Annotated in this window: 18 protein-coding genes; 10 read left to right on the top strand and 8 right to left on the bottom strand. The window is 66.6% G+C overall.

Annotated features, from left to right (window positions below):
• Positions 1–250: 250 nt before the first annotated feature.
• Positions 251–1,126 (bottom strand): EamA family transporter, encoded by an 876-nt coding sequence (locus DYQ94_RS10240; protein WP_160954782.1) that lies wholly within the window; start codon positions 1,124–1,126, stop codon positions 251–253.
• 66 nt (positions 1,127–1,192) lie between these two features.
• Between DYQ94_RS10240 and DYQ94_RS10235 the strand changes: the two genes are divergently transcribed.
• From DYQ94_RS10235 to DYQ94_RS10205, 7 genes are all read left to right on the top strand, one after another.
• A complete protein-coding gene (locus DYQ94_RS10235) occupies positions 1,193–1,855 on the top strand; it encodes an alpha/beta hydrolase (RefSeq protein WP_126965444.1) in 663 nt (220 codons plus the stop codon).
• Between the two features lie 78 nt (positions 1,856–1,933).
• Complete coding sequence (zapE, locus tag DYQ94_RS10230; protein ID WP_026064606.1) at positions 1,934–3,028, top strand: cell division protein ZapE; 1,095 nt, start codon at positions 1,934–1,936, stop codon at positions 3,026–3,028.
• 2 nt (positions 3,029–3,030) lie between these two features.
• On the top strand, positions 3,031–3,711 hold the full coding sequence (locus DYQ94_RS10225; RefSeq protein WP_237474919.1) for a hypothetical protein: 681 nt from the start codon (positions 3,031–3,033) through the stop codon (positions 3,709–3,711).
• A 109-nt stretch (positions 3,712–3,820) separates the two neighbouring features.
• On the top strand, positions 3,821–4,282 hold the full coding sequence (locus DYQ94_RS10220; protein ID WP_047127839.1) for a MarR family winged helix-turn-helix transcriptional regulator: 462 nt from the start codon (positions 3,821–3,823) through the stop codon (positions 4,280–4,282).
• Between the two features lie 106 nt (positions 4,283–4,388).
• Positions 4,389–4,817, top strand: a complete 429-nt coding sequence (locus tag DYQ94_RS10215) for an organic hydroperoxide resistance protein (protein WP_039515670.1) — start codon at positions 4,389–4,391, stop codon at positions 4,815–4,817.
• 274 nt (positions 4,818–5,091) lie between these two features.
• A complete protein-coding gene (locus DYQ94_RS10210) occupies positions 5,092–5,793 on the top strand; it encodes an alpha/beta fold hydrolase (protein WP_024938998.1) in 702 nt (233 codons plus the stop codon).
• 479 nt (positions 5,794–6,272) lie between these two features.
• Positions 6,273–6,677 (top strand): hypothetical protein, encoded by a 405-nt coding sequence (locus DYQ94_RS10205; RefSeq protein ID WP_039528967.1) that lies wholly within the window; start codon positions 6,273–6,275, stop codon positions 6,675–6,677.
• A gap of 77 nt (positions 6,678–6,754) precedes the next feature.
• Here the strand turns inward: DYQ94_RS10205 and DYQ94_RS10200 are convergent, their stop codons facing one another.
• From DYQ94_RS10200 to DYQ94_RS10185, 4 genes are all read right to left on the bottom strand, one after another.
• Positions 6,755–7,057, bottom strand: a complete 303-nt coding sequence (locus DYQ94_RS10200) for a hypothetical protein (RefSeq protein WP_024938997.1) — start codon at positions 7,055–7,057, stop codon at positions 6,755–6,757.
• Between the two features lie 143 nt (positions 7,058–7,200).
• Positions 7,201–8,004, bottom strand: a complete 804-nt coding sequence (dkgB, locus tag DYQ94_RS10195) for a 2,5-didehydrogluconate reductase DkgB (RefSeq protein WP_024938996.1) — start codon at positions 8,002–8,004, stop codon at positions 7,201–7,203.
• Between the two features lie 73 nt (positions 8,005–8,077).
• Positions 8,078–9,106: an NADPH-dependent curcumin/dihydrocurcumin reductase gene (curA, locus tag DYQ94_RS10190; protein WP_104553333.1), complete on the bottom strand. Its 1,029-nt coding sequence runs from the start codon at positions 9,104–9,106 to the stop codon at positions 8,078–8,080.
• Between the two features lie 116 nt (positions 9,107–9,222).
• On the bottom strand, positions 9,223–10,194 hold the full coding sequence (locus tag DYQ94_RS10185) for an aldo/keto reductase (protein WP_024938994.1): 972 nt from the start codon (positions 10,192–10,194) through the stop codon (positions 9,223–9,225).
• 232 nt (positions 10,195–10,426) lie between these two features.
• On the opposite strand from DYQ94_RS10185, the gene DYQ94_RS10180 reads away from it, so the two are divergent.
• Both DYQ94_RS10180 and DYQ94_RS10175 read left to right on the top strand, forming a co-directional pair.
• Positions 10,427–11,281, top strand: coding sequence for a class I SAM-dependent methyltransferase (locus DYQ94_RS10180; protein WP_024938993.1), 855 nt, complete (start codon positions 10,427–10,429; stop codon positions 11,279–11,281).
• A gap of 358 nt (positions 11,282–11,639) precedes the next feature.
• Positions 11,640–12,218 (top strand): pseudouridine synthase, encoded by a 579-nt coding sequence (locus DYQ94_RS10175; protein WP_104626053.1) that lies wholly within the window; start codon positions 11,640–11,642, stop codon positions 12,216–12,218.
• Between the two features lie 396 nt (positions 12,219–12,614).
• Here the strand turns inward: DYQ94_RS10175 and DYQ94_RS10170 are convergent, their stop codons facing one another.
• Both DYQ94_RS10170 and hrpB read right to left on the bottom strand, forming a co-directional pair.
• A complete protein-coding gene (locus DYQ94_RS10170) occupies positions 12,615–13,046 on the bottom strand; it encodes a hypothetical protein (RefSeq protein WP_016903604.1) in 432 nt (143 codons plus the stop codon).
• 329 nt (positions 13,047–13,375) lie between these two features.
• Positions 13,376–15,877: an ATP-dependent helicase HrpB gene (gene hrpB, locus DYQ94_RS10165; RefSeq protein WP_102250854.1), complete on the bottom strand. Its 2,502-nt coding sequence runs from the start codon at positions 15,875–15,877 to the stop codon at positions 13,376–13,378.
• Between the two features lie 180 nt (positions 15,878–16,057).
• Between hrpB and DYQ94_RS10160 the strand changes: the two genes are divergently transcribed.
• A complete protein-coding gene (locus tag DYQ94_RS10160; RefSeq protein ID WP_164738861.1) occupies positions 16,058–18,175 on the top strand; it encodes a methyl-accepting chemotaxis protein in 2,118 nt (705 codons plus the stop codon).
• A 613-nt stretch (positions 18,176–18,788) separates the two neighbouring features.
• Here DYQ94_RS10160 and DYQ94_RS10155 read toward each other — a convergent pair.
• Entirely contained in the window at positions 18,789–19,262 is a 474-nt protein-coding gene (locus DYQ94_RS10155) for a YehS family protein (RefSeq protein ID WP_126965443.1), read from the bottom strand.
• Positions 19,263–19,359: the final 97 nt, after the last annotated feature.

Below are 19,359 nucleotides of genomic sequence, written 5' to 3'. Positions count from 1 at the left end.
TCGCTTGCCTTGCGATGTGCTCTTGTTTTTTCGGCAGACTGGCAACGAGAGCCGTCGTCCAGGCCGGCGACGTGAGGAGGGCGGCGACGGATCTAGGCGCCGAAGTGAGCACACTGCGACGCGATGACGGCTGCCAAACAACTGACCCATGCGCATCACAGTCCCCCCTTGGGTCACTGCACGCATGATCTCCAGCGCTGCCCCTTCGAGGCGAGTGGCGAACCGGCGTCGCGCCGGCCGAATGCCGCCATCAGCCCAGCCGCATGCCCCAGGCGATCGCTGCGATTGCCGGCGCCGCCATCAACAGCCCCACCCAGCCGCGTCGGCCGATGCGTTCGCCGAACCCCAGCTTGCCGACGAGCGCTCCCAGGATGACCACGCCCAGGTTCATGCTGGCGAAGACGGTGGCCGGGCTGTGTGGCAGCAGCTGATGGGCGCGCACGTAGCACAGGATGTTGCCGAAATTGAGCGCGCCCAGGAGCACGCCGGCGAGCAGGTTGCGAAAGCTCAGGCGCGCGACACCACCCCGGCGAACGACTTGCAGGCCAAGCATCAGCACACCTGCCAGCGCAAAGCACAGCGTCAATGACGTCAGCGACGGCGTACCGGCCTGTGCGATGTGCTTGAGCAACAGATCGATCAGGGCAAAGCCCATCCACACGCCTGCCAGCCACGGCCAGCCGATCGAGGTCGGGGCCGAATCCGCACCGGCGGCCTGCCGTGGCCGTTGCAGGATGCAGACGATGGCCAGCAGACCCAGGCCCAGTCCCGCCAGCTTCCAGGCATTGACCGGTTCACCAAAGAGCGTGAACGCCGCCGCCAGCGAGAGCAGAAGCGACAGGCGTTGGGCAATGTCGGTACGGACGATGCCGGCGGTGGCGACCGCGCGTGCTAGCAGCATGAAGATCGAGGGCAGCGCCACCGCCAATGCAAACAGTGCCAGCCAGGGCGTGGTCGGCGCGCGCAGCGTGTCCAGTGACGGATGCAGGGTCAGCCACGCCAGCAGCGCAGCGGTGGCGTAGTTCCAGGTGATCGCCTGCGCAGCATCCAGGCGATAGCGCGGCAGCAGCTTGAGAAGCACCGACACCAGGACACTGCAAACGACGGCAAACAGCAGAAAATGCATGGGCAACGCAACGAAGTGTGCAGGCAGGGCGATGAACGCGGCCGGCGGGGCGGCTATTATGACGGTATGTCCAATCCCTTATTCCCCATCGAATCGGCTGCGCTGACATTGGATGGGCCGGTCGGCCCGCTCGATGTCGCGGTCGATCTGCCCGAGCCGGACGTTGCCGTGCAACCGGTCACCGCCATCGTCTGCCACCCGCTCTCCACCGAGGGCGGCAGCATGCACAACAAGGTCGTCACCATGGCTGCGCGCGCGCTGCGCGAGTTGGGGATCACCGTGGTGCGCTTCAATTTCCGCAGTGTCGGTAACTCGGCCGGTGCGTTCGATCATGGCGATGGCGAGCAGGACGATCTGCGTGCGGTCGCCGCATGGGTGCGCAGCCAGCGCCCGGGCGACACGCTGTGGCTGGCCGGTTTCAGCTTCGGGGCGTATGTATCGCTGCGCGCCGCCGGCTCGCTTGAACCGCAGGTGCTGATCTCGATCGCGCCGCCGGCCGGGCGCTGGGATTTCAGCGACATGCAGCCGCCGGCGCAGTGGCTGGTGGTGCAGGGCGATGCCGACGAAATCGTCGACCCGCAGGCGGTGTATGACTGGCTGGAGACTCTGGAGCAGCAGCCCGAGCTGGTACGCATGCCCGACACCAGCCACTTCTTCCACCGCAAATTGATCGACCTGCGCGGTGCGATCCAGCATGGTGTCCGGCGCTGGTTGCCGGCCGCCGTCTGACCGCGGCAGGGCCCATGCGTATCGCCCGGCGATGCGCCGTTGAGCGGGCAAGGCAGCAGCCGGCCCGCGGAGAACACGATGAGTGAGATGACCCCGTCGCAGCGCTACGCCGCCGGCGTACAACGCGGCGACTGGCGCGCCGACCCCGCGCAGCAGGCGGCGCTGGCCGAGCTGGACCGTATCCACGAGGCATTGGTGGACAGCGCGCAGGACGGCTGGCTGGATCGGCTGTCGGCGTTCTGGAAAAAGCCCGAGCCGGTGCGCGGCCTGTATTTCTGGGGCGGGGTGGGGCGCGGCAAGACCTTCCTGGTCGACCTGTTCTACGACGGGTTGCCGATCAAGCAGAAGTACCGCACGCACTTCCATCGCTTCATGCGCGGGGTGCACGAGCAACTGCGCGAGCACGCCGGGCAAAGCGATCCGCTGGCCAAGATCGCGCAGCAGTGGCGCGAGAATTTGCGCGTGCTGGTGCTGGACGAATTCTTCGTCACCGACATCGGCGATGCGATGTTGCTGGCGCGCCTGCTGGAACGCCTGTTCGCCGAAGGCGTGACCCTGGTGACCACCTCCAACACCGCACCGGAAAACCTCTACGCCAACGGCCTGCAGCGCGACAGTTTCATGCCGGCGATCGGTCTGCTGCAGAAATTCTGCGTGGAACTCTATGCAGAAGGCACCGAGGATTACCGCATGCGCGCGCTGACGCGCTCACCGGTGTATCGCGCGCCCCTGGATGCGCAGGCCGATGCGTGGCTGACGCAGCGCTGGGGCGAGCTGAGCGGAAATTCCGAGCCGCGCAGTGGCAACATCGAAATCGAGGCGCGCAAGATCGCCGTGCGCGCGCGCGGCAAGAGCATCGCCTGGTTCGATTTTGCCGCGCTGTGCGAAGGCCCGCGTGGCCCGGGCGATTACATCGAGATCGCGCGCGAATTCACCACCGTGTTGCTGGGCGGCATCCCGCACTTCGATCGCATGAACGAGGACGCCGCGCGTCGCTTCGTCAATCTGATCGACGAGCTGTACGACCGCCACGTCAACCTGGTCTGCACCGCGCAGGACGCCCCGCCCGCGTTGTACAGCGGCCAGCGCCTGGCCGGCGCCTTCGAGCGCACCGCCTCGCGCCTGATCGAGATGCAGAGCGCCGAGTATCTGGCGACCGCGCATCGGGCCTAGACATGCAGACGCGGCCCGGCCCCGGACTGCACAAGATCGTTGTGACCGATCAGGACGGCGGCCTGGGCCAGTTTGGCGGCGGTGCCTGGTTGCACGATGCAGCGCTCTGGCCAATGGATCCATCGACCGGCCGACCGATGCTGCCCATCGTCATGCTCACCGGCTTGTTTCTACCTACGGCCTATCTGCCCGACGATAGGGTGCTGACGGTCTTCGCCTCGATCGAGCGGCCCGGCGGCGCGGATGGCCGGTCGTCGCTGCGTAGGCTCGCCGTCAACCAGCAAGGTGAGTCCGACAAGCTCGCGCAGGGCCACAGCAAGGTGCTGCTGCATCGACGTGCCGCGCAGGAGGTGTGCGTCGGTGACAGTGCGCGGTTGCTCGGGCGTCATTTCATCGGGCTGCAGCCATTTGGCGACCACGACATGGCCGAAGAGCTGGAAGATGAAGACAGCGGCGCAGGAATGAGCAAACAACTCGGCCGACCATGCTGGTTGCAGGACCCGATCTATACGAGCCCGCGCTACTACTTTCTTGCCCAGTTTGTAGAGGCGGAATTGGGCCGGGTCGATCCCGGCTACGCCGGCCTGTTCGGTGACGGCACCGGTTATCTGTTTGCAGACCAGCGCGCCAGGAAGCTGGGCGACGGCGTTGCGGCGGGACATTTCTTCATCCAGTTCACCTGAGTCCTCGCGCCGTGCAGTCGCGCGCGGCCGTGGTGCGGCCACCAGCCCCGCAAAAGCGACAGATAAAAAATCGCTTGCAATTAAATCGTGCGCTATGTAAATTGTAGCCATGGACACCGCCACAGCCACTGACGCCCGGACCAACGCGCTGCTGCAGCTCGACAACCAGCTGTGCTTTGCGCTGTATTCGGCCAACCTGGCGATGCACAAGCTCTACCGCGGGCTGCTGAAGACCCTGGACCTGACCTATCCGCAATATCTGGTGCTGCTGGTGCTGTGGGAAACCGACGGCCGCAGCGTGTCGGAGATCGGCGAGCGCCTGTACCTGGACTCGGCCACGCTGACCCCGCTGCTCAAGCGTCTGCAGGCTGCTGGACTGGTCACCCGCACGCGTGCTGCCAGCGACGAGCGCCAGGTGATCATTGCGCTGACCGATACCGGCCGCGCACTGCGCGCCAAGGCCGGGGCGGTGCCGGAGCAGGTGTTGTGCGCCTCAGCGTGTTCGTTGGACGAATTGCGTCAACTCAAGCAGCAACTGGAAACGCTGCGCTCAAACCTCGGCACCGGGTAAGCCGGCCCCGCAAGGTCCGCACGTTTTTGCAACATGTCGTACACGATTTAATCGTCAACTACTCAGCTACATCACGCGCTGACAGCGCTCATTCTGGAGAACCACCATGGCCTCACCTGAAAAAGTCCTCTACACCGCCCATGCCACTGCCACCGGCGGCCGCGAAGGCCGCGCCGTTTCTTCCGACAAGGCGCTGGACGCCAAGCTGTCCACCCCGCGCGAGCTGGGCGGCGCAGGCGGCGACGGCACCAACCCGGAGCAGCTGTTCGCTGCGGGCTACGCCGCCTGCTTCATCGGCGCGATGAAGGCTGTCGCGGCGCAGGACAAGCTCAAGCTGCCGGGCGAAGTGAGCATCGACAGCAGCGTCGGCATCGGCCAGATTCCGGGCGGCTTCGGCATTGCCGTGGAGCTGCGCATCGCAGTGCCGGGCATGGACCAGGCCGAACTGCAGGCGCTGGTCGACAAGGCCCACCAGGTCTGCCCGTACTCCAACGCGACCCGCGGCAACATCGACGTCACCCTGACCCTGGCCTGATCCACGCCAGCACCACGCGTAACACGTGGTGGAGTCAGAAACGGCCCGGCGCCTGCGTCGGGCCGTTTTTGTTGCAGCAGCAGCGCTGCCCTGAAGAACACAGGCAGCCGGCGTCGCTGTGTCAGCGCGACCTGGCATGGACGCAAGACACGCCAACGAGGCGATGCACCCGCGTCCGGGTGCGCACGCACGCGCTGGCGATGGGCGTCACCGCGCGGCACACTGTTGCGATGACAGTGCCTGCTTCTGCGATCCCGATCGGACTTTGCTGCGCATGAGCGCAACGCGTCCCACCTTGTTGCTGCTCCCCGGTCTGCTCAACGATGCGCAGTTGTGGCAGGCACAGCGCGTGGCCCTGGCCGAGCTTGCCGACTGCGTGGTCGGCGACATCACCCAGGGCGAGAGCATGCGCGCGCTGGCAACACAGCTGCTGGCGCAGATGCCTCCGCGGTTTGCACTGGCAGGGTTTTCCTTGGGTGGCTATGTCGCGCAGGAAATCCTGCGTATCGCGCCGGAGCGTGTGGAGCGGCTGGCCTTGCTGGATACCTCTGCACGTGCCGATTCGCCCGAGCGTGCGGCGCAACGGCGCGCGCAGGAAGCGAGTGTGCGTGGCGCCAGTGCCTTCCACGGATTCGGCGAACGGCTGCTGCGGCACTACGTGCATCCCTCGCGCTGGCAGGACGAGGCCTTGCTGGAGCGGGTGCGTGGCATGACCCAGCGCCTGGGCGTGGAGGTGTTCCTGCGGCAGAACCGGCTGGAGCGGGAAGACGGCCGCGCGCTGCTGCGCGCTTATGCCGGCCCGCTGCTGGTGCTGTGCGGCCAGGACGATGCGATCACCCCGCCGGCATTGCACGAGGAAATGGCCGCACTCGCAGTGCAGGCGCGCTTGGTGCAGGTGCCTGCGTGTGGCCATCTGTCGCCGCTGGAACAACCGCAGGCGGTGTCGGATGCACTGCGGCAATGGCTGCTCGCCTGATACCGCGACGACCGAGCCGACCCAGCCATGCCTGCCGCCGTGCGATCGCCGTGGGTGGCATCGACCAGTGTGCGATGCGTGGTTCTGAACCAGCGGTAGTTGGGGCGCAAGCATCAGCATGCCGTCGGCTGATACGTAATGCGTGCATTCCTGCACGCACGGTGTCGTACCTGGTCACGGTAGCCATCCGGCCGAAGCGAATCGTTGGGCCGCCGCAAGGCGCGCAAGTCCGCTTGCGCTGCACCGCCACCCTCACCGCGCGGCAGCCGTCGGCCAGCGCCTGTTCCCGGCGGCCACGCCCCAGCGTGACATCGACCTGTGGCAGGACGTCGGGGCGCCGTAGCGGCGTCTGGGCCTCGCCACGTAAAACGTGAACCGGGTCGAGCATCGTTGCGCCGACATCCTGCAAACGTTTGGCTCACTTGATTCTCACGGTGTATGGTGTGAATTATGTTGCACAGCAGCATCGGAGCTCAGCAATGCTCGACTCACGCATCGAAAAGGTTGATCTGGCACTCACCGAGATTGCCAAGGACCCATCGGAGAAGGTGGCGCTGTGGCAGTGGGCGTGCCGCGAGATGCTGCACGAGACGCTGATCGGCATGCACCAGCTGTCGCACCTGGCGGGCATTTCCCAGCAGGTTGCCAACGACTGGCGCGCGCCGGTGGATGTGATCGCACCCGAGAAGCCCTATCTGGCCCCCTCCGCGCTGGCCGATCGCCGCCTGCCGCAGGTGCTCGATGGCCTGGGCAATACGCATGACGACAACGACCGCGCCACGCTGTGGCGGCTGCGCTATGCCAGCCTGATCGCCGCCACCCTGCAGGGCATGCAGGCACTGGCCGACAAGCACCGCATCGACCGCCAGGCGATGGCACTGTGACAGTGAGCTGACAGCGCTGCGCGGCCGCAAGCGCTGCGCCGGCTTCCGAACGGTCGCTTCACGTCAACATGCTTGCTTCAATGCCGGACGGCGGCCTCTTCCAGATGCCGCCACGCATGCCGCACGATCCAGCGCGCCTGGTCCCAGGGCACCGACAGCAGCGGTTGATAGTGGTAGTAGCCGTCCTGCAGCACGCGATACAGCTGCGCTTCGGTCGCGCGCGGATAGGCCAGATAGATGTCGTAGCCGAGCGTGAGTAGCCGGGCGTAATCGGCGAAGGCGTAGCCACCCAGATGGCCTTCGGCGTGGACACCGCGCCAGTAGGCGATCTCGGTGTCGAGATCGACGCTGCGGCGGGTCAAGACGGATGCGCTGTGCATGGGTAGGACTCCGTTGCCGAGACTACCCCCTGTGCCCGGCACCGTAGCAGTGCCTGCCGCGTGCAACCAGCACGCGACGACGAGCGGTCGTCACGGTGGTGATGCCACGGGCCGGACAGCGCCGACCCATGGCAGCCGGGACCTCAATCCCAGTCGGGTGCGATGGCCTTCGGGTTGGCCAGCCGCTGCCCGCGGTCCAGTGCGGCGATCTCGGCCATATCCTGCTCGCTCAGCCGCAGCGTCTGCGCCTTGAGATTGCTCTCCAGATTGTCGCGCTTGGTCGAAGACGGAATCACCGAATAACCCTGCTGCAGCGCCCAGGCCAGGGTGACCTGCGCCGGGGTGGCGTCATGGCGTGCGGCGATCGCCTGGATCACCGGGTCCTTCAGCACCTCGCCCACCGCCAGCGTCATGTACGAGGTGACATGGATGCCTTGCTCGCGCAGGAACGCGATCAGGCTGCGGTTCTGCAGGTACGGATGCACTTCGATCTGATTGGTGGCGATGGCCTCGGCGCCCAGGATCTCGATGGCCTGCTTGATCAGCGCGATGGTGAAGTTGGAGACGCCGATCGCGCGGGTCAGGCCCTGCTGCCGGGCCTCGTTCAAGGCTTCCAGATAGTCGCGCATCGGCACCTGATCCTTGGGCGAAGGCCAGTGGATCAGGGTCAGGTCGACATGGTCGGTGCCCAGTTTGCGCAGGCTTTCCTGCAGGCTGGGCAACAAGGCGCTGCGGTCGAACTTGTCGACCCAGATCTTGGTGGTCAGATACAGCTGATCGCGCGGCAGGCCGGATGCAGCGATGGCCTGGCCGACCTGTTCTTCGTTGTCATAGATCTGCGCGGTATCGACGGCGCGGTAGCCCAACTCCAGTGCATTGCGCACCGAGTCGATGACGACCTGGTCCTTGAGACGGAAGGTGCCGAGGCCGAATGCGGGGACTGTCATTGTGTTCCTTTGGTAATCGGGAATGGGGAATCGTGAATCGCAAAAGCTGATGTCGTGGGGGCGCTGTGAGCCATTAGTCCAGTGCGACGACGGCCTTGCCGAAGTTCTCGCCGCGCAGCAGGCTGATCAGGCCCTGCGGGGCGCTGTCCAGCCCGTGCAGGACGTGTTCGCGGTACTGGATCTGGCCGTCGCGCAGCCACTGGCCCATCTCGCGCAGGAAGGCGGGCATCAGGCGGATGAAATCGTGCTGGATGAAGCCGCGCACGGTCAGCCGCTTGCGCAGCACCTGGCCCATGAACTCCGGCAGGCGATCTGGCCCCGGCAAGGCCTGGCCGCGGCTGTTGTAGGTGGCGATCACGCCGCATACCGGGATGCGCGCGAAGTCGTTCAATTGCGGCAATACCGCGTCGAAGACCTTGCCGCCGACGTTCTCGAAATAGATGTCGATCCCGTCCGGAGTGGCCGCGCGCAGCTGCTCGGCAAAGTCGTCGGCGCGATGGTCCAGCGCCACATCCACGCGCAGCACCTCGCGCAGATACCGCACCTTTTCCTCGCCACCGGCAATGGCCACCACGCGCAACCCCTGCAGACGCGCCAGCTGGGCCACGGTGGCGCCGACCGGCCCGCTGGCTGCTGCCACCACCAGGGTTTCGCCGGCCTGCGGCTTGCCGATTTCGTGCAGGCCGGCGTAGGCGGTGAAGCCGGGCATGCCGTACACGCCGAGCGCGGTGCTGAGCGGTAGGGCATCGTCCTTGGGCAGCTTGCGCAACGGCGCGGTGGGCGTGAGCAAGCTATGGCTCTGCCAACCGCCGGGCAGTACCAGCAGGTCGCCTGGCTGATAGCCGGCATGGTGCGACTCGAGCACTTCGCCGACGGTGCCACCTTCCATCACCGCGTCGATCTCCACCGGTGCGGCGTAGGACGGGCCTTCGTCCATGCGTCCGCGCATGTACGGGTCCAGCGACAGGAAGCGGTTGCGCACCAGGATCTGGTCGTGCCCGGTGGGCGGCAAGGCGACGTCTTCACTGCGGAAGTTGTCGGCGCTCGGCTCGCCGTGCGGGCGAGAGGCCAGCACGATGCGGCGATTGGTGATCGATGTCATGGGGGATTCCTTGCGGAAAAGGCCGCGCGTACGCGACCGGGGGAGCGCAGCCGCGATGGCGGCTGCGCGCGGAAAGACGCGCGTGGTCGACTGCGTGCGTGATGCAAGCCGATGCGTCAGGCTGCGTCGGCCGGCTCGGGGGCGCTTGCGGCATCGAGCTGTGCAATCTGATCGGCGCTCAACGACAGCTGCGCGGCGGCCAGTACATCGTGCAACTGGGTCACGCTGGTGGCGCTGACGATCGGTGCGGTCAGGCCGGGGCGTGCGATCAACCAGGCCAGTGCGATCTGTGCCGGCGTGGCGCGGTGGGTGGCCGCCAGATCGTCCAGCGCCTGCAAGATGCGCAGGCCGCGCGGATTGACGTATTGCTTGACCACCGAGGCTCCGCGCGCACTGCTCTTGCCGGCGTCGTCGGCGCTGCGGTACTTGCCGGTCAGAAAACCGCTGGCCAGCGAGTAGTAGCTGATCACGCCGAGCTCGCGTTCGCGCACCAGCGGCTCCAGCTCGGCCTCATAGCCGGCGCGGTCGTAAAGGTTGTATTCCGGTTGCAGGCTTTCGTAACGCGGCAGCTTGTACTGCTCGGAGATATCCAGGGCATCGCGCAGGCGTGCGGCACTGTAGTTGGATGCGCCGATCGCGCGCACCTTGCCCTGTTCGATCAAGCGGCCGAACGCGGCCAGCGTGGCTTCCAGCGGAATCGATTCGTCGTCTTCGTGCGCCTGGTACAGATCGATCACATCGGTCTGCAGGCGGGTGAGCGAATCTTCCACCGCGGCGGCGATGTTCTCCGGCGACAGGCCTGGATGCTCGCTCCATTTGGCCACCTTGGTGGCGATCAGCACCTTGTCGCGTTTGCCGCTGCGTGCAAGCCAGCGCCCGATGATGGTTTCCGACTCGCCACCGCGATTGCCCGGCACCCAGCCGGAGTAGGCATCGGCGGTGTCGATCAGATTGAAACCGGCATCGACGAAGGCATCGAGCAACGCGAACGAGGTTGCCTCGTCGGCGCTCCAGCCAAACACATTGCCACCGAACACGATCGGTTGAACCTGCAGGCCGGAGCGGCCTAGCGCGCGAGAGTGGGTCATCACGGTTGCTCCTGATTCGAACTGCCGACAGGATAGTCATGCGTGCCGATGTTGCGTGTGACACCTGCGTGGATTCAGCGTTCCGCAGATCGCCCTCATCGACTCACGTCGTCTGAACATGTCGTCCGCCGCGCCTGGTGCGGCGCGTCATGCGGCGTACGGATCCGTGCACATGGCAGGCTTCGGGCCGCATGCTAGGCTCGCGCTACTTTTTCCCGCAAAGGGCGCTGCGATGATCCGCAACAAGCTGGTGTGTGCATGTGTGGTGGGGATGGCAGTGGCGATGAGCGCGCCACTGGCAATGGCAATCAAACCGGCCGATAGCGCCAGCTTGCCGGCGCCCGATGCGGCGCTGCAAAAAGCCATCGACGGCAACTGGCGCGATCGCGTCTACGTGCAGCGCGACGTCTATCGTCATCCCGGCCAGACGCTGGCGTTCTTCGGCATCAAGCCGACCCAGACCGTCATTGAAATCACGCCGGGCGGCGGCTGGTACTCGGAAATCCTGGCGCCGTACCTGCGCGATAAGGGCAAGTATGTTGCCGCAGTGGTCGACCCGGCGGCGGTGCCGGAGGGGCGCGGCCGCGATTCGGCACAACGTGGGCGCGACGAGCTGGAGAAGAAGTTTGCCGCAAAGCCGGAGGTGTACGGCAAACCGTCGTTCGTTTCCTATGTGCCCAAGACGCCGTCGTTCGGCGTGGACAACTCGGCCGATCTGGTGCTGACCTTCCGCAACGTGCACAACTGGCGCATGGCCGGCAATGCCGAGGCGATGTTTGCCGGCTTCTACAAGGTGCTCAAGCCCGGCGGCGTGCTCGGCGTGGTCGAGCACCGTGCCAAGGCCGACGTGCCGGCCGACGACAAGAGCGGCTATGTCGGCCAGGCGCAGTTGATCGCGATGGCCGAGGCAGCCGGATTCAAGCTCGCCGGCAAGAGCGAGGTCAACGCCAATCCGCGCGACACCAAGGACTATGCCGGTGGCGTGTGGACCCTGCCGCCGAGCAACAACCACGACAAGGCCGACGACGCCAAGTACAAGGCGATCGGTGAGAGCGACCGCATGACCTTGAAGTTCGTCAAGCAGTGAGACGCGGCCCGCATGCCGACGCATTGCGCGTCGGCATGCTGGTCTTGGGCGCTGCCCGCTACGGTGCATCGATGCTGGCCTGACGCGCGGCATGCGATGACTGTGCAATTGGCTGCACGACCGTAAGGACGGCGCGGGCAGCGCAACGACGGCCAGTTGGACCAACGCTGCGCTGGTTTGCATGCGGCAGGCCACTGATGCACAACCGCCCCGCGTAGCGATGCCGGCTGCGTCAGCGTGCAACGCGGTTGCGGGCAGCAGCGCACCGCTTGCCGCTGGTAGCGCGACCTCTTCAACCCGGTGCACGACTCACGCGCCACGCGCGTGGCCGGCAACGACCTTGCGCAACAGGATTGGCATGTTGGTGTTGTTGAACAAACCCTATGGCGTGCTGTCGCAATTCAGCGACCGCTCGCAGCCGCCCAAGCGCACGCTGGCCGAATTCGGTCTGCCGGCCGACGTCTATGCAGCCGGTCGCCTGGATCACGACAGCGAAGGCCTGTTGCTGCTGACCGACGACGGCGCATTGGCGCATCGCTTGACCGACCCGCGCCACAAGCAACCCAAGACTTACTGGGTGCAGGTGGAAGGCGACCCGGAACCTGCGCAACTGCAGGCCTTGCGCGATGGCGTGCTGCTCAACGACGGCCCGACCCGCCCGGCCGAAGTGCGCAGGCTCGATCCGGCACCGCAGCTGTGGCCGCGCGATCCGCCAGTGCGCGTGCGCAAGACCGTGCCCGATGCCTGGCTGGAGCTGCAGATCACCGAAGGCCGTAATCGGCAGGTGCGGCGCATGACTGCCTCGGTGGGCCTTCCGACCTTGCGTCTGATCCGCGTGGCGATCGGCGACTGGACCCTGGATGCGCTGGCGCCGGGTCAGTGGCGCATCGAACAAACACATGGCGCGCGCCCGGGCAGGACGCGACGCGGAGCCTGATGCATTCGGTACAGCGGTCGCTGCACCGCACGCGGCGCTGAGCTCGATGCATCTTGGACGGCGCTGCTTACAGAACCGCTCATGCGGCATGAGCAGCAGGATTGGTAACGCGAGCACAGATGCAACGGTTGCGTGTCTGCGTGCCGATCCACCCTGCGATGCGGCAATACGGCGCGGGTCAGGACAGGCGCGGTAATGACGAGCGCGACTATGGGCAAGCAACGCGATCACACGCGATCGTTAATCGCTACGGCCCCGCACATGTAGTGCCGCATTCTTCGACCACGCGAGTGGGTGTCGATGACATGGCGATTTAACGGTGGCATCGATCGTCGTCCACAAACAAAAACGCCACGGCGCGGGGCCGTGGCGTTTTTTTATGCTTGGAAGGACGGCTTACTCGATGCCGTCGCTCGGAGTCACTGCACCGCGACGCTGGTAGGCGGCGCGACGTGCGCTGGCATTGCTGGCGTGTTCGCGGTCCAGACGGTGGACGTTGCCGCCAAGCACCTGCTGGTCACGCTGGCGCTTGCGATACACGGCATAACCGATCAGGCCCAGGCCGGCGACGGCAGCAGCCACGGTGACGGCCGGGTTGCGCTTGACCACTTTGCTGACGACCTTGCCGCCGGTGCGCACGGCACCCAGGGCAGCACCGGTCTTCAACCATTCGCTGGCGCCTGGACCGAAATGACGCAGGCTGCTGCCTGCATGACGGGCCTGATCGCCAGCGTTGGAGGCGGCGTGACGCAGATGGTCGCCCGCATTGCCAGCCAGTTCCAGGGCACGCTCCAGGGCGCGTTCGGTGATCACAGTCAACTTGCTCATTGGAGGCGTTTCCTTTCTGAGTACGTGGGCCGCAGTGTGTGGGCTGTTGCGTATAGACGGTGTTAGCGGTGGCAGGGCTTGTTTGGGTTGCGGTTAAGTAATGATGCGGGGCGATGCTGTGATCGGCGTTTACCTGGATCCGGTATCTACGTGGATGTGGCAGAAGCCTGACCTGGCCGGTGTCGACGCTGACGTCGCTTCTCCCGCCGGAAGTAAGGTGCCCGTCGGGTGGATGAGGGGACGGGCGAAGCCACGTGCACTTGAGCAGCGCGAGGGCTTCGCCCCGTACCCTCACCCCAACTCCTCCCCCGAGAGGAGAGGGGCTTACATCAGGTGCCGCGCGGCTTTGCCCGATGGGTTGCAGTCGCGGTCCATGGATCTTCCGGCCACGGATGTCTGGGATACCGTCCCTTCATCTCCTTCCTGACATCCGGATAGGTCGTGACCCAGAAGCTTTTCAAATCCTGCGTGACCTGCAACGGGCGCCCACCTGGCGAGAGCAGATGCAGGGTCAGCGGGATGCGGCCGTCGGCGATGCGCGGGGTTTCGGCCAGGCCGAACAGTTCCTGCAGCTTGACCGCCAGCACCGGCGGCAACGGTTGCTCGGCGTGGTCGAGGGCGTAGACGATCTGCCGCTCCATGCCCGAGGGCACGCTGATGCGGGTGGGCGCGTGCCGGTCGATCAGCTGGCGGCGGTCCCACGGCAGGGCGGCCTTGAGTGCTTCGCCCAGATTGGCCTCGTCCAGCGCATCCAGGCGGGTCTTGCCGGCGAAGGCCGGGCGCAGCCAGGTGTCCAGTGTCTCCAGCAACGCGGCGTCAGACAGGTCGGGCAGCGCAAGCTCGGGCATCCAGGCGCGTAACGACTGCAGGCGGGCCCGCCATTGGCGCAGGCCGTCGGTCCACGGCAAGGCATCCAGGCCCAGCTGCCGCACCGCCTCGGTCAGCGCACCGGCGGCTTGCGCCGGATCGACGCGGCCGGCCGGGCGGCTGTCGAGCACGATGCGGTCGAAGCTGGATTGCCGACGCGCGACCAGGGCGCGCTTGTCCGCGTCCCACTGCACCAGATCCTGCTGCACGAAGCGCTCGGGCACGCTGCGGCGCAGATAGCCTTCGTCCACCGGCGCGGCACGCAACAGCAGCGCGTCCTTGGCTTCGTAACGCAGCTCGCTAGCAACCAGCCAGGGTTCGCCGCGCAGGTCGCTGTGGTCGAACAGGCGCGCGCTGCGGCCGTTGGCCAGCAGGTAGCGCAACGGGTCGTTGGGATGGCGTGTGGCAATGCGGTCGGGGAAGGCGTGCGAGAGCAGGTCGCCGAGCGCGTGCGCTTCCACGCTGGCGGGCGGAGCGCTGTCGCAGCGCAGCCGGCGGCGCCATTGTTTGGCGGCGCTGTCGATCGCGGCCAGGCCGCCGCGGTTGGCATCGTGCGCGCTGCGGCCTTGGCGGAATGCGGCCAGTGCGCGCCAGCGCGCAGCCAGTCCATCGCCGCCCTGACGCAGCGGGTCGCGCGCTTCCAGCAAGGCGGCCAGGTCGCAGGCCAGCGCCACGCGTGTCGCGTCGCCAGCCTGCGCCAGCATCGCGGCCAGACGCGGATGGGTGCCCAGCGCGAGCATGCGCCGGCCCAGTGCGGTGATGCCGCCGCTGCCGGTGAGCGCGCCCAGCCGCTGCAGCAATTCGTGCGCGGCGGCCAGCGCACCGGCCGGCGGGGCATCCACGAAGCGCAGCGCAGCGCTGCCCCAGGCGGCCAGTTCCAGTGCCAGGCCGGCCAGCTCCACCTGGGTGATTTCCGCGCGCCGCTGCGGTTCCAGCCGTTGCGATTGCGGCCATAACCGGTACGCCCAGCCGCTGGCCACACGTCCGGCGCGGCCGGCACGCTGGTCGGCCGAGGCCTGCGCGATGGTGGTGATGTCCAGGCGCGAAAAACCGCTGTTGGGATCGTAATGCGGCTCGCGTGCCAGCCCGCTGTCGATGACCACGCGCACGCCGGGCAGGGTCACCGAGGACTCGGCGACGTTGGTCGCCAGCACCACGCGGCGGCGGCCGGACGGGTCGGGTTGCAGCACCTGGCTTTGCGCCTCGACCGCCAGCTCGCCATGCAGCGGCAGCACCTGCACCGCCGGGTCCAGTACGTCCTGCAGCGCGCTGTGCACGCGTGCGATCTCGCGCTGGCCGGGCAGGAACACCAGCACATCGCCCGGGTGGGTGGACAAGGCGTGTTCCACCGCGCGCCGGGTCTGCGGCTCCAGCGCTTCGTCGCGGCGCGCGGGAAAGTGCGCGATCTCCACCGGGAAACTGCGCCCGGCGCTGCTCAGGCGCGGCGCGTCGAGAAAGCCGGCCAGGCGCTCGCCATCCAGCGTGGCCGACATCGCCACGATGCGCAGGTCCTCGCGTACCTGCGCCTGCACGTCCAGCGCCAGCGCCAGGCCTAGGTCGCCGGCCAGATGGCGCTCGTGGAATTCGTCGAACAGCAACGCGCCGATGTGCTCCAGCATCGGGTCATCCTGGATCAGCCGGGTCAGGATGCCTTCGGTGACGACCTCGATGCGGGTACGCGCGGAGGTCTTGTTCTCGAAGCGGATGCGGTAGCCCACCGTCTCGCCGACCGGCTCGCCCAACTGGCGCGCCATGAACACGGCGGCGCTGCGGGCGGCCACGCGCCGCGGTTCCAGCATCACGATCTTGCGGCCGGCCAGCCAGGGTGCGTCCAGCAAGGCCAGCGGTACCTGGGTGGTCTTGCCGGCGCCGGGCGGGGCTTCGAGCACCAGCCGCGGATGGGCGGCCAGGCTGTCGCACAGCTGCGGCAGCAGGGGGGAGATCGGAAAGGCAGGCTCGGTCATGCGCGGGAAGGATACGGGCACGTCACAGATGGCGCGACGGTCGGGCCGTCGGGTGAAGCCTGTCGGGGAATCCGGAAGTGCTCACCCTTTGGGCGTTCAAGGCTGACTTCGGCGCCAGCGTTACTTCAGATCGGTAATACGCGAGTCGATAACCGGGGTAATCCCTGCTTTGGATATCCCATGTCTGCTGCTTCCCCAAAATTCGTCAGCCTGCAAAGCAAGCTGCTCGGCGCGCTCGCGCTGGGTCTGTCGGTCATCCTGCTGTGTGCCCTGGGCGGTCTGGGCACGGCGTGGCTGAGTCTGTCGGGCAAGGTGCCGCCGGAGGTGGCGCAGGCTTCCAGCAGCGAAGAGATCACCCGCGATTTCCGCCTGCAGGTGCAGGAATGGAAGAACGTGCTGATCCGCGGGCGCGATCCGGCGCTGCTGGACAAGCACCTGAGCGCCTTCCGCGAGCAGGGCAGGAAGGTGCAGGCCAGCACCGCGGCGCTGGCCAAGGCAACCCAGGACCCGCAGGCGCGCACGCTGGCGCAGGACTTTGCCAAGGCGCATCTGGGTCTGCAGCGCAATTACGAAGCGGCGCTGGGCAAGTTTGCCGAGGCCGGCTACGACACCCAGGTGGGCGACCAACTGGTCAAGGGCCAGGACCGCGCACCCAGCCACACCCTCGAAGAACTGGTGAAGCGCAGCAAGACCCTGGCCGATGCGGCGGTGCTGGCCAGTTCGCAATCGGCGCAGCACAAGCTGGTGTTGTCGGCGGTGGCCACGATCGCCGCGGCGCTGTGCCTGGTGGCAGTGCTGGGCTGGTGGATCCGTCGCTCGATCGTGCGCCCGATTGAAAACGTCGCGCGTGCGGCACGCCAGGTGGCGGCCGGCGATCTGTCGGCGCGTGCAGCGGTCAGCACGCGCGACGAAATCGGTCTGCTCGGCCAGGCCATGGGCCAGGTGGTCAACACACTCACCGACGTCTCCACCGCGCAGGCCGACATGGCACAGCGCCACGAAGCCGGGCAGATGAGTTACCGCATGGACGCGCAGGCCTTCCCGGGCGCGTACGGCCGCATGGTCGACGACACCAATGGCTTGATCGGCGCGCAGGTCGGTCTGATCGGCGACATGCTGCAGGTGATGCAGCATTACGCGGTCGGCGACATGTCGGTGGACATGCCGCGCCTACCGGGCGAGAAAGCGCAGATCACCGAGGCGATGGACACCACCAAGCGCAACCTGGCGGCGATCAATGGCGAAATCCGTGGCCTGGTCGACGCGGCTGCGGCCGGCGACTTCGCCACGCGCGGCAATGCCGAGGCCTACCAGTTCGAATTCCGCGCCATGGTCAGCGGCGTCAACGGCCTGATGCAGAACGTGGACCAGAATCTGGCCGAGCTGTCGCAGCTGCTCAAGGCGATCGCCGACGGCGACCTGACCGCGCGCATGCACGGCAACCAGCAAGGCGTGTTCGCACGCATGCGCGACGATGCCAATGCCACCGTGCAGCGCCTGACCGATATCGTCGGCGACATCACCGTGGCCGCGCAGACCATTCGCACCGCCTCGGCAGAGATTGCCGCCGGCAACAACGACCTGGCGCAGCGGACCGAACAGCAGGCCGCCAACCTGGAAGAAACCGCCGCCTCGATGGAAGAGCTCACCTCCACCGTGCGCCAGAACGCCGACACCGCGCAGCAGGCAAGCCGCGGCGCGCAGGCGGCCGCGGAGATCGCCGGCCGTGGCGGCGAGATGGTGGCCAGCGTGGTCGACACCATGGGCGAGATCGAGGTGTCGTCCAAGAAGATCGCCGAGATCATCAGCGTCATCGACGGCATCGCTTTCCAGACCAACATCCTGGCCTTGAACGCGGCGGTGGAAGCGGCGCGTGCCGGCGAACAGGGCCGCGGCTTTGCCGTGGTCGCCTCGGAAGTGCGCGCGCTGGCACAGCGTTCGGCCGGCGCGGCCAAGGAGGTCAAGCAGCTGATCGACGCCTCGGTGGACAGCGTGGAGCGCGGCAGCGCACGCGTGGACCAGGCCGGGCAGACGATGCAGCAGATCGTGCAGTCGGTGCAGCAGGTGACCACGCTGATTGCGGAGATTTCCGCTGCATCGCGCGAACAATCCTCCGGCATCGAGCAGGTCGCCCGCACCGTCAACGACATGGACGAAACCACCCAGCGCAATGCCGCACTGGTGGAAGAAGCCTCCGCGGCGGCACGTGCAATGGAAGAGCAGGCGGTGGAACTGAGCGAAGCGGTATCGGTGTTCCGCCTGGACGCACGCCGGCCAAGCCTGGCGGCTGCGGCTTGATTGCGTAAGGCGTTGTAGCGGCCCAGGCGCGATCAGGTGTTTGAATCAAAGGCCCGGTGCGTCGAGGGCGCGGTGCCCTCGCCACCTGCGGGACACGCCGTGCATCCGTCCGTGGAGGCTCCTTGGCGGCATCATGCCGCCAAGGGTCCAGCAAGCGGCGGGGACACCGCACCAGAGCCTTGGTCGGTGGCCCGGTCAAAACCTGTGTTTGCTTTGGGACGCCTAGGAGTTCGAGGTCGCCTTGTTCAAAGCTTGCCTGTTGCTAGGCGTCGATTAAGAGGCTAACTGGACGCCCATAATTCGCACAATGCACGTCATGCATTGCTTGCACCAAGCACACCGACCATCTCGCTTGGTCCTTGCCCGTCCACCGTCGCGGGACCTTACGCGGCATGGATGCCGCGTAAGAGCCTACACGGACGTACTTGCGGCGTGTCCTGCGATGGTGGGCGGGCAAGGGCCCTGCAACCAAGCAGCAGATCGACCGCTCCACGAGCGCTCTAACCGCACCATCCAGTCACTTCGAGACACACGAAAACTGCGCTAAAAACCTGCGAATTCAAGTCGCAGCGTCGTCGGACGACCAAGCCAGGCCAAACTCAGCACCCGGGCATCAACCCGCTTCGCGCATCCGCGCGGTCAGGCCCTTGAGGAAGGCGCGCAGCAACTGGTCTCCGCAGGGGCGAAAATTCTTGTGGCCGGGCTGGCGGAACAGCGCGGACAGTTCCGGCTTGGACAGCGGGAAGCCGGCGCTGGCGAAGATGGCGTGCATGTCCACGTCTTTCAGCTCGAAAGCCACGCGCAGTTTCTTCAGCACCAGGTTGTTGCCGACGCGGGTTTCCAGCGGGCGCACCGGCTGGCTCTCGTCGCGGCCGCGGAAACGCAGCACCAGGCCATCGAGGAAGCGCGCCAGCATTGCGTCGGTGCAGGGCTCGAAACCGTGCTCGTCTTCCTTCTTCAGCCAGGCCTGTACCTGCGGCTTGTCGAGCGCGAACTCCGGGTCGGCCAGGTGGGTGATCTCCACCACCTTGTCGTCGCTGAGGTCGAGCATGTAGCGGATGCTGCGCAGTACATCGTTGTGGATCATGACAATTCCGGGGCCCCGGCCTGTCGCCGGAAAGGCGCCATTCTACGGGGCCGATGCGGAACGCGGCGTGTGCCCCGCCGATCCGTTGCCGAACCGT

The sequence above is a fragment of the Xanthomonas sp. LMG 8993 genome (assembly GCF_009835065.2).
Classification (GTDB): Bacteria; Pseudomonadota; Gammaproteobacteria; order Xanthomonadales; family Xanthomonadaceae; genus Xanthomonas; species Xanthomonas arboricola.
Note: the sequence above shows the minus strand (reverse complement) of the source record. Positions and strands in the feature narration are given on the sequence as shown.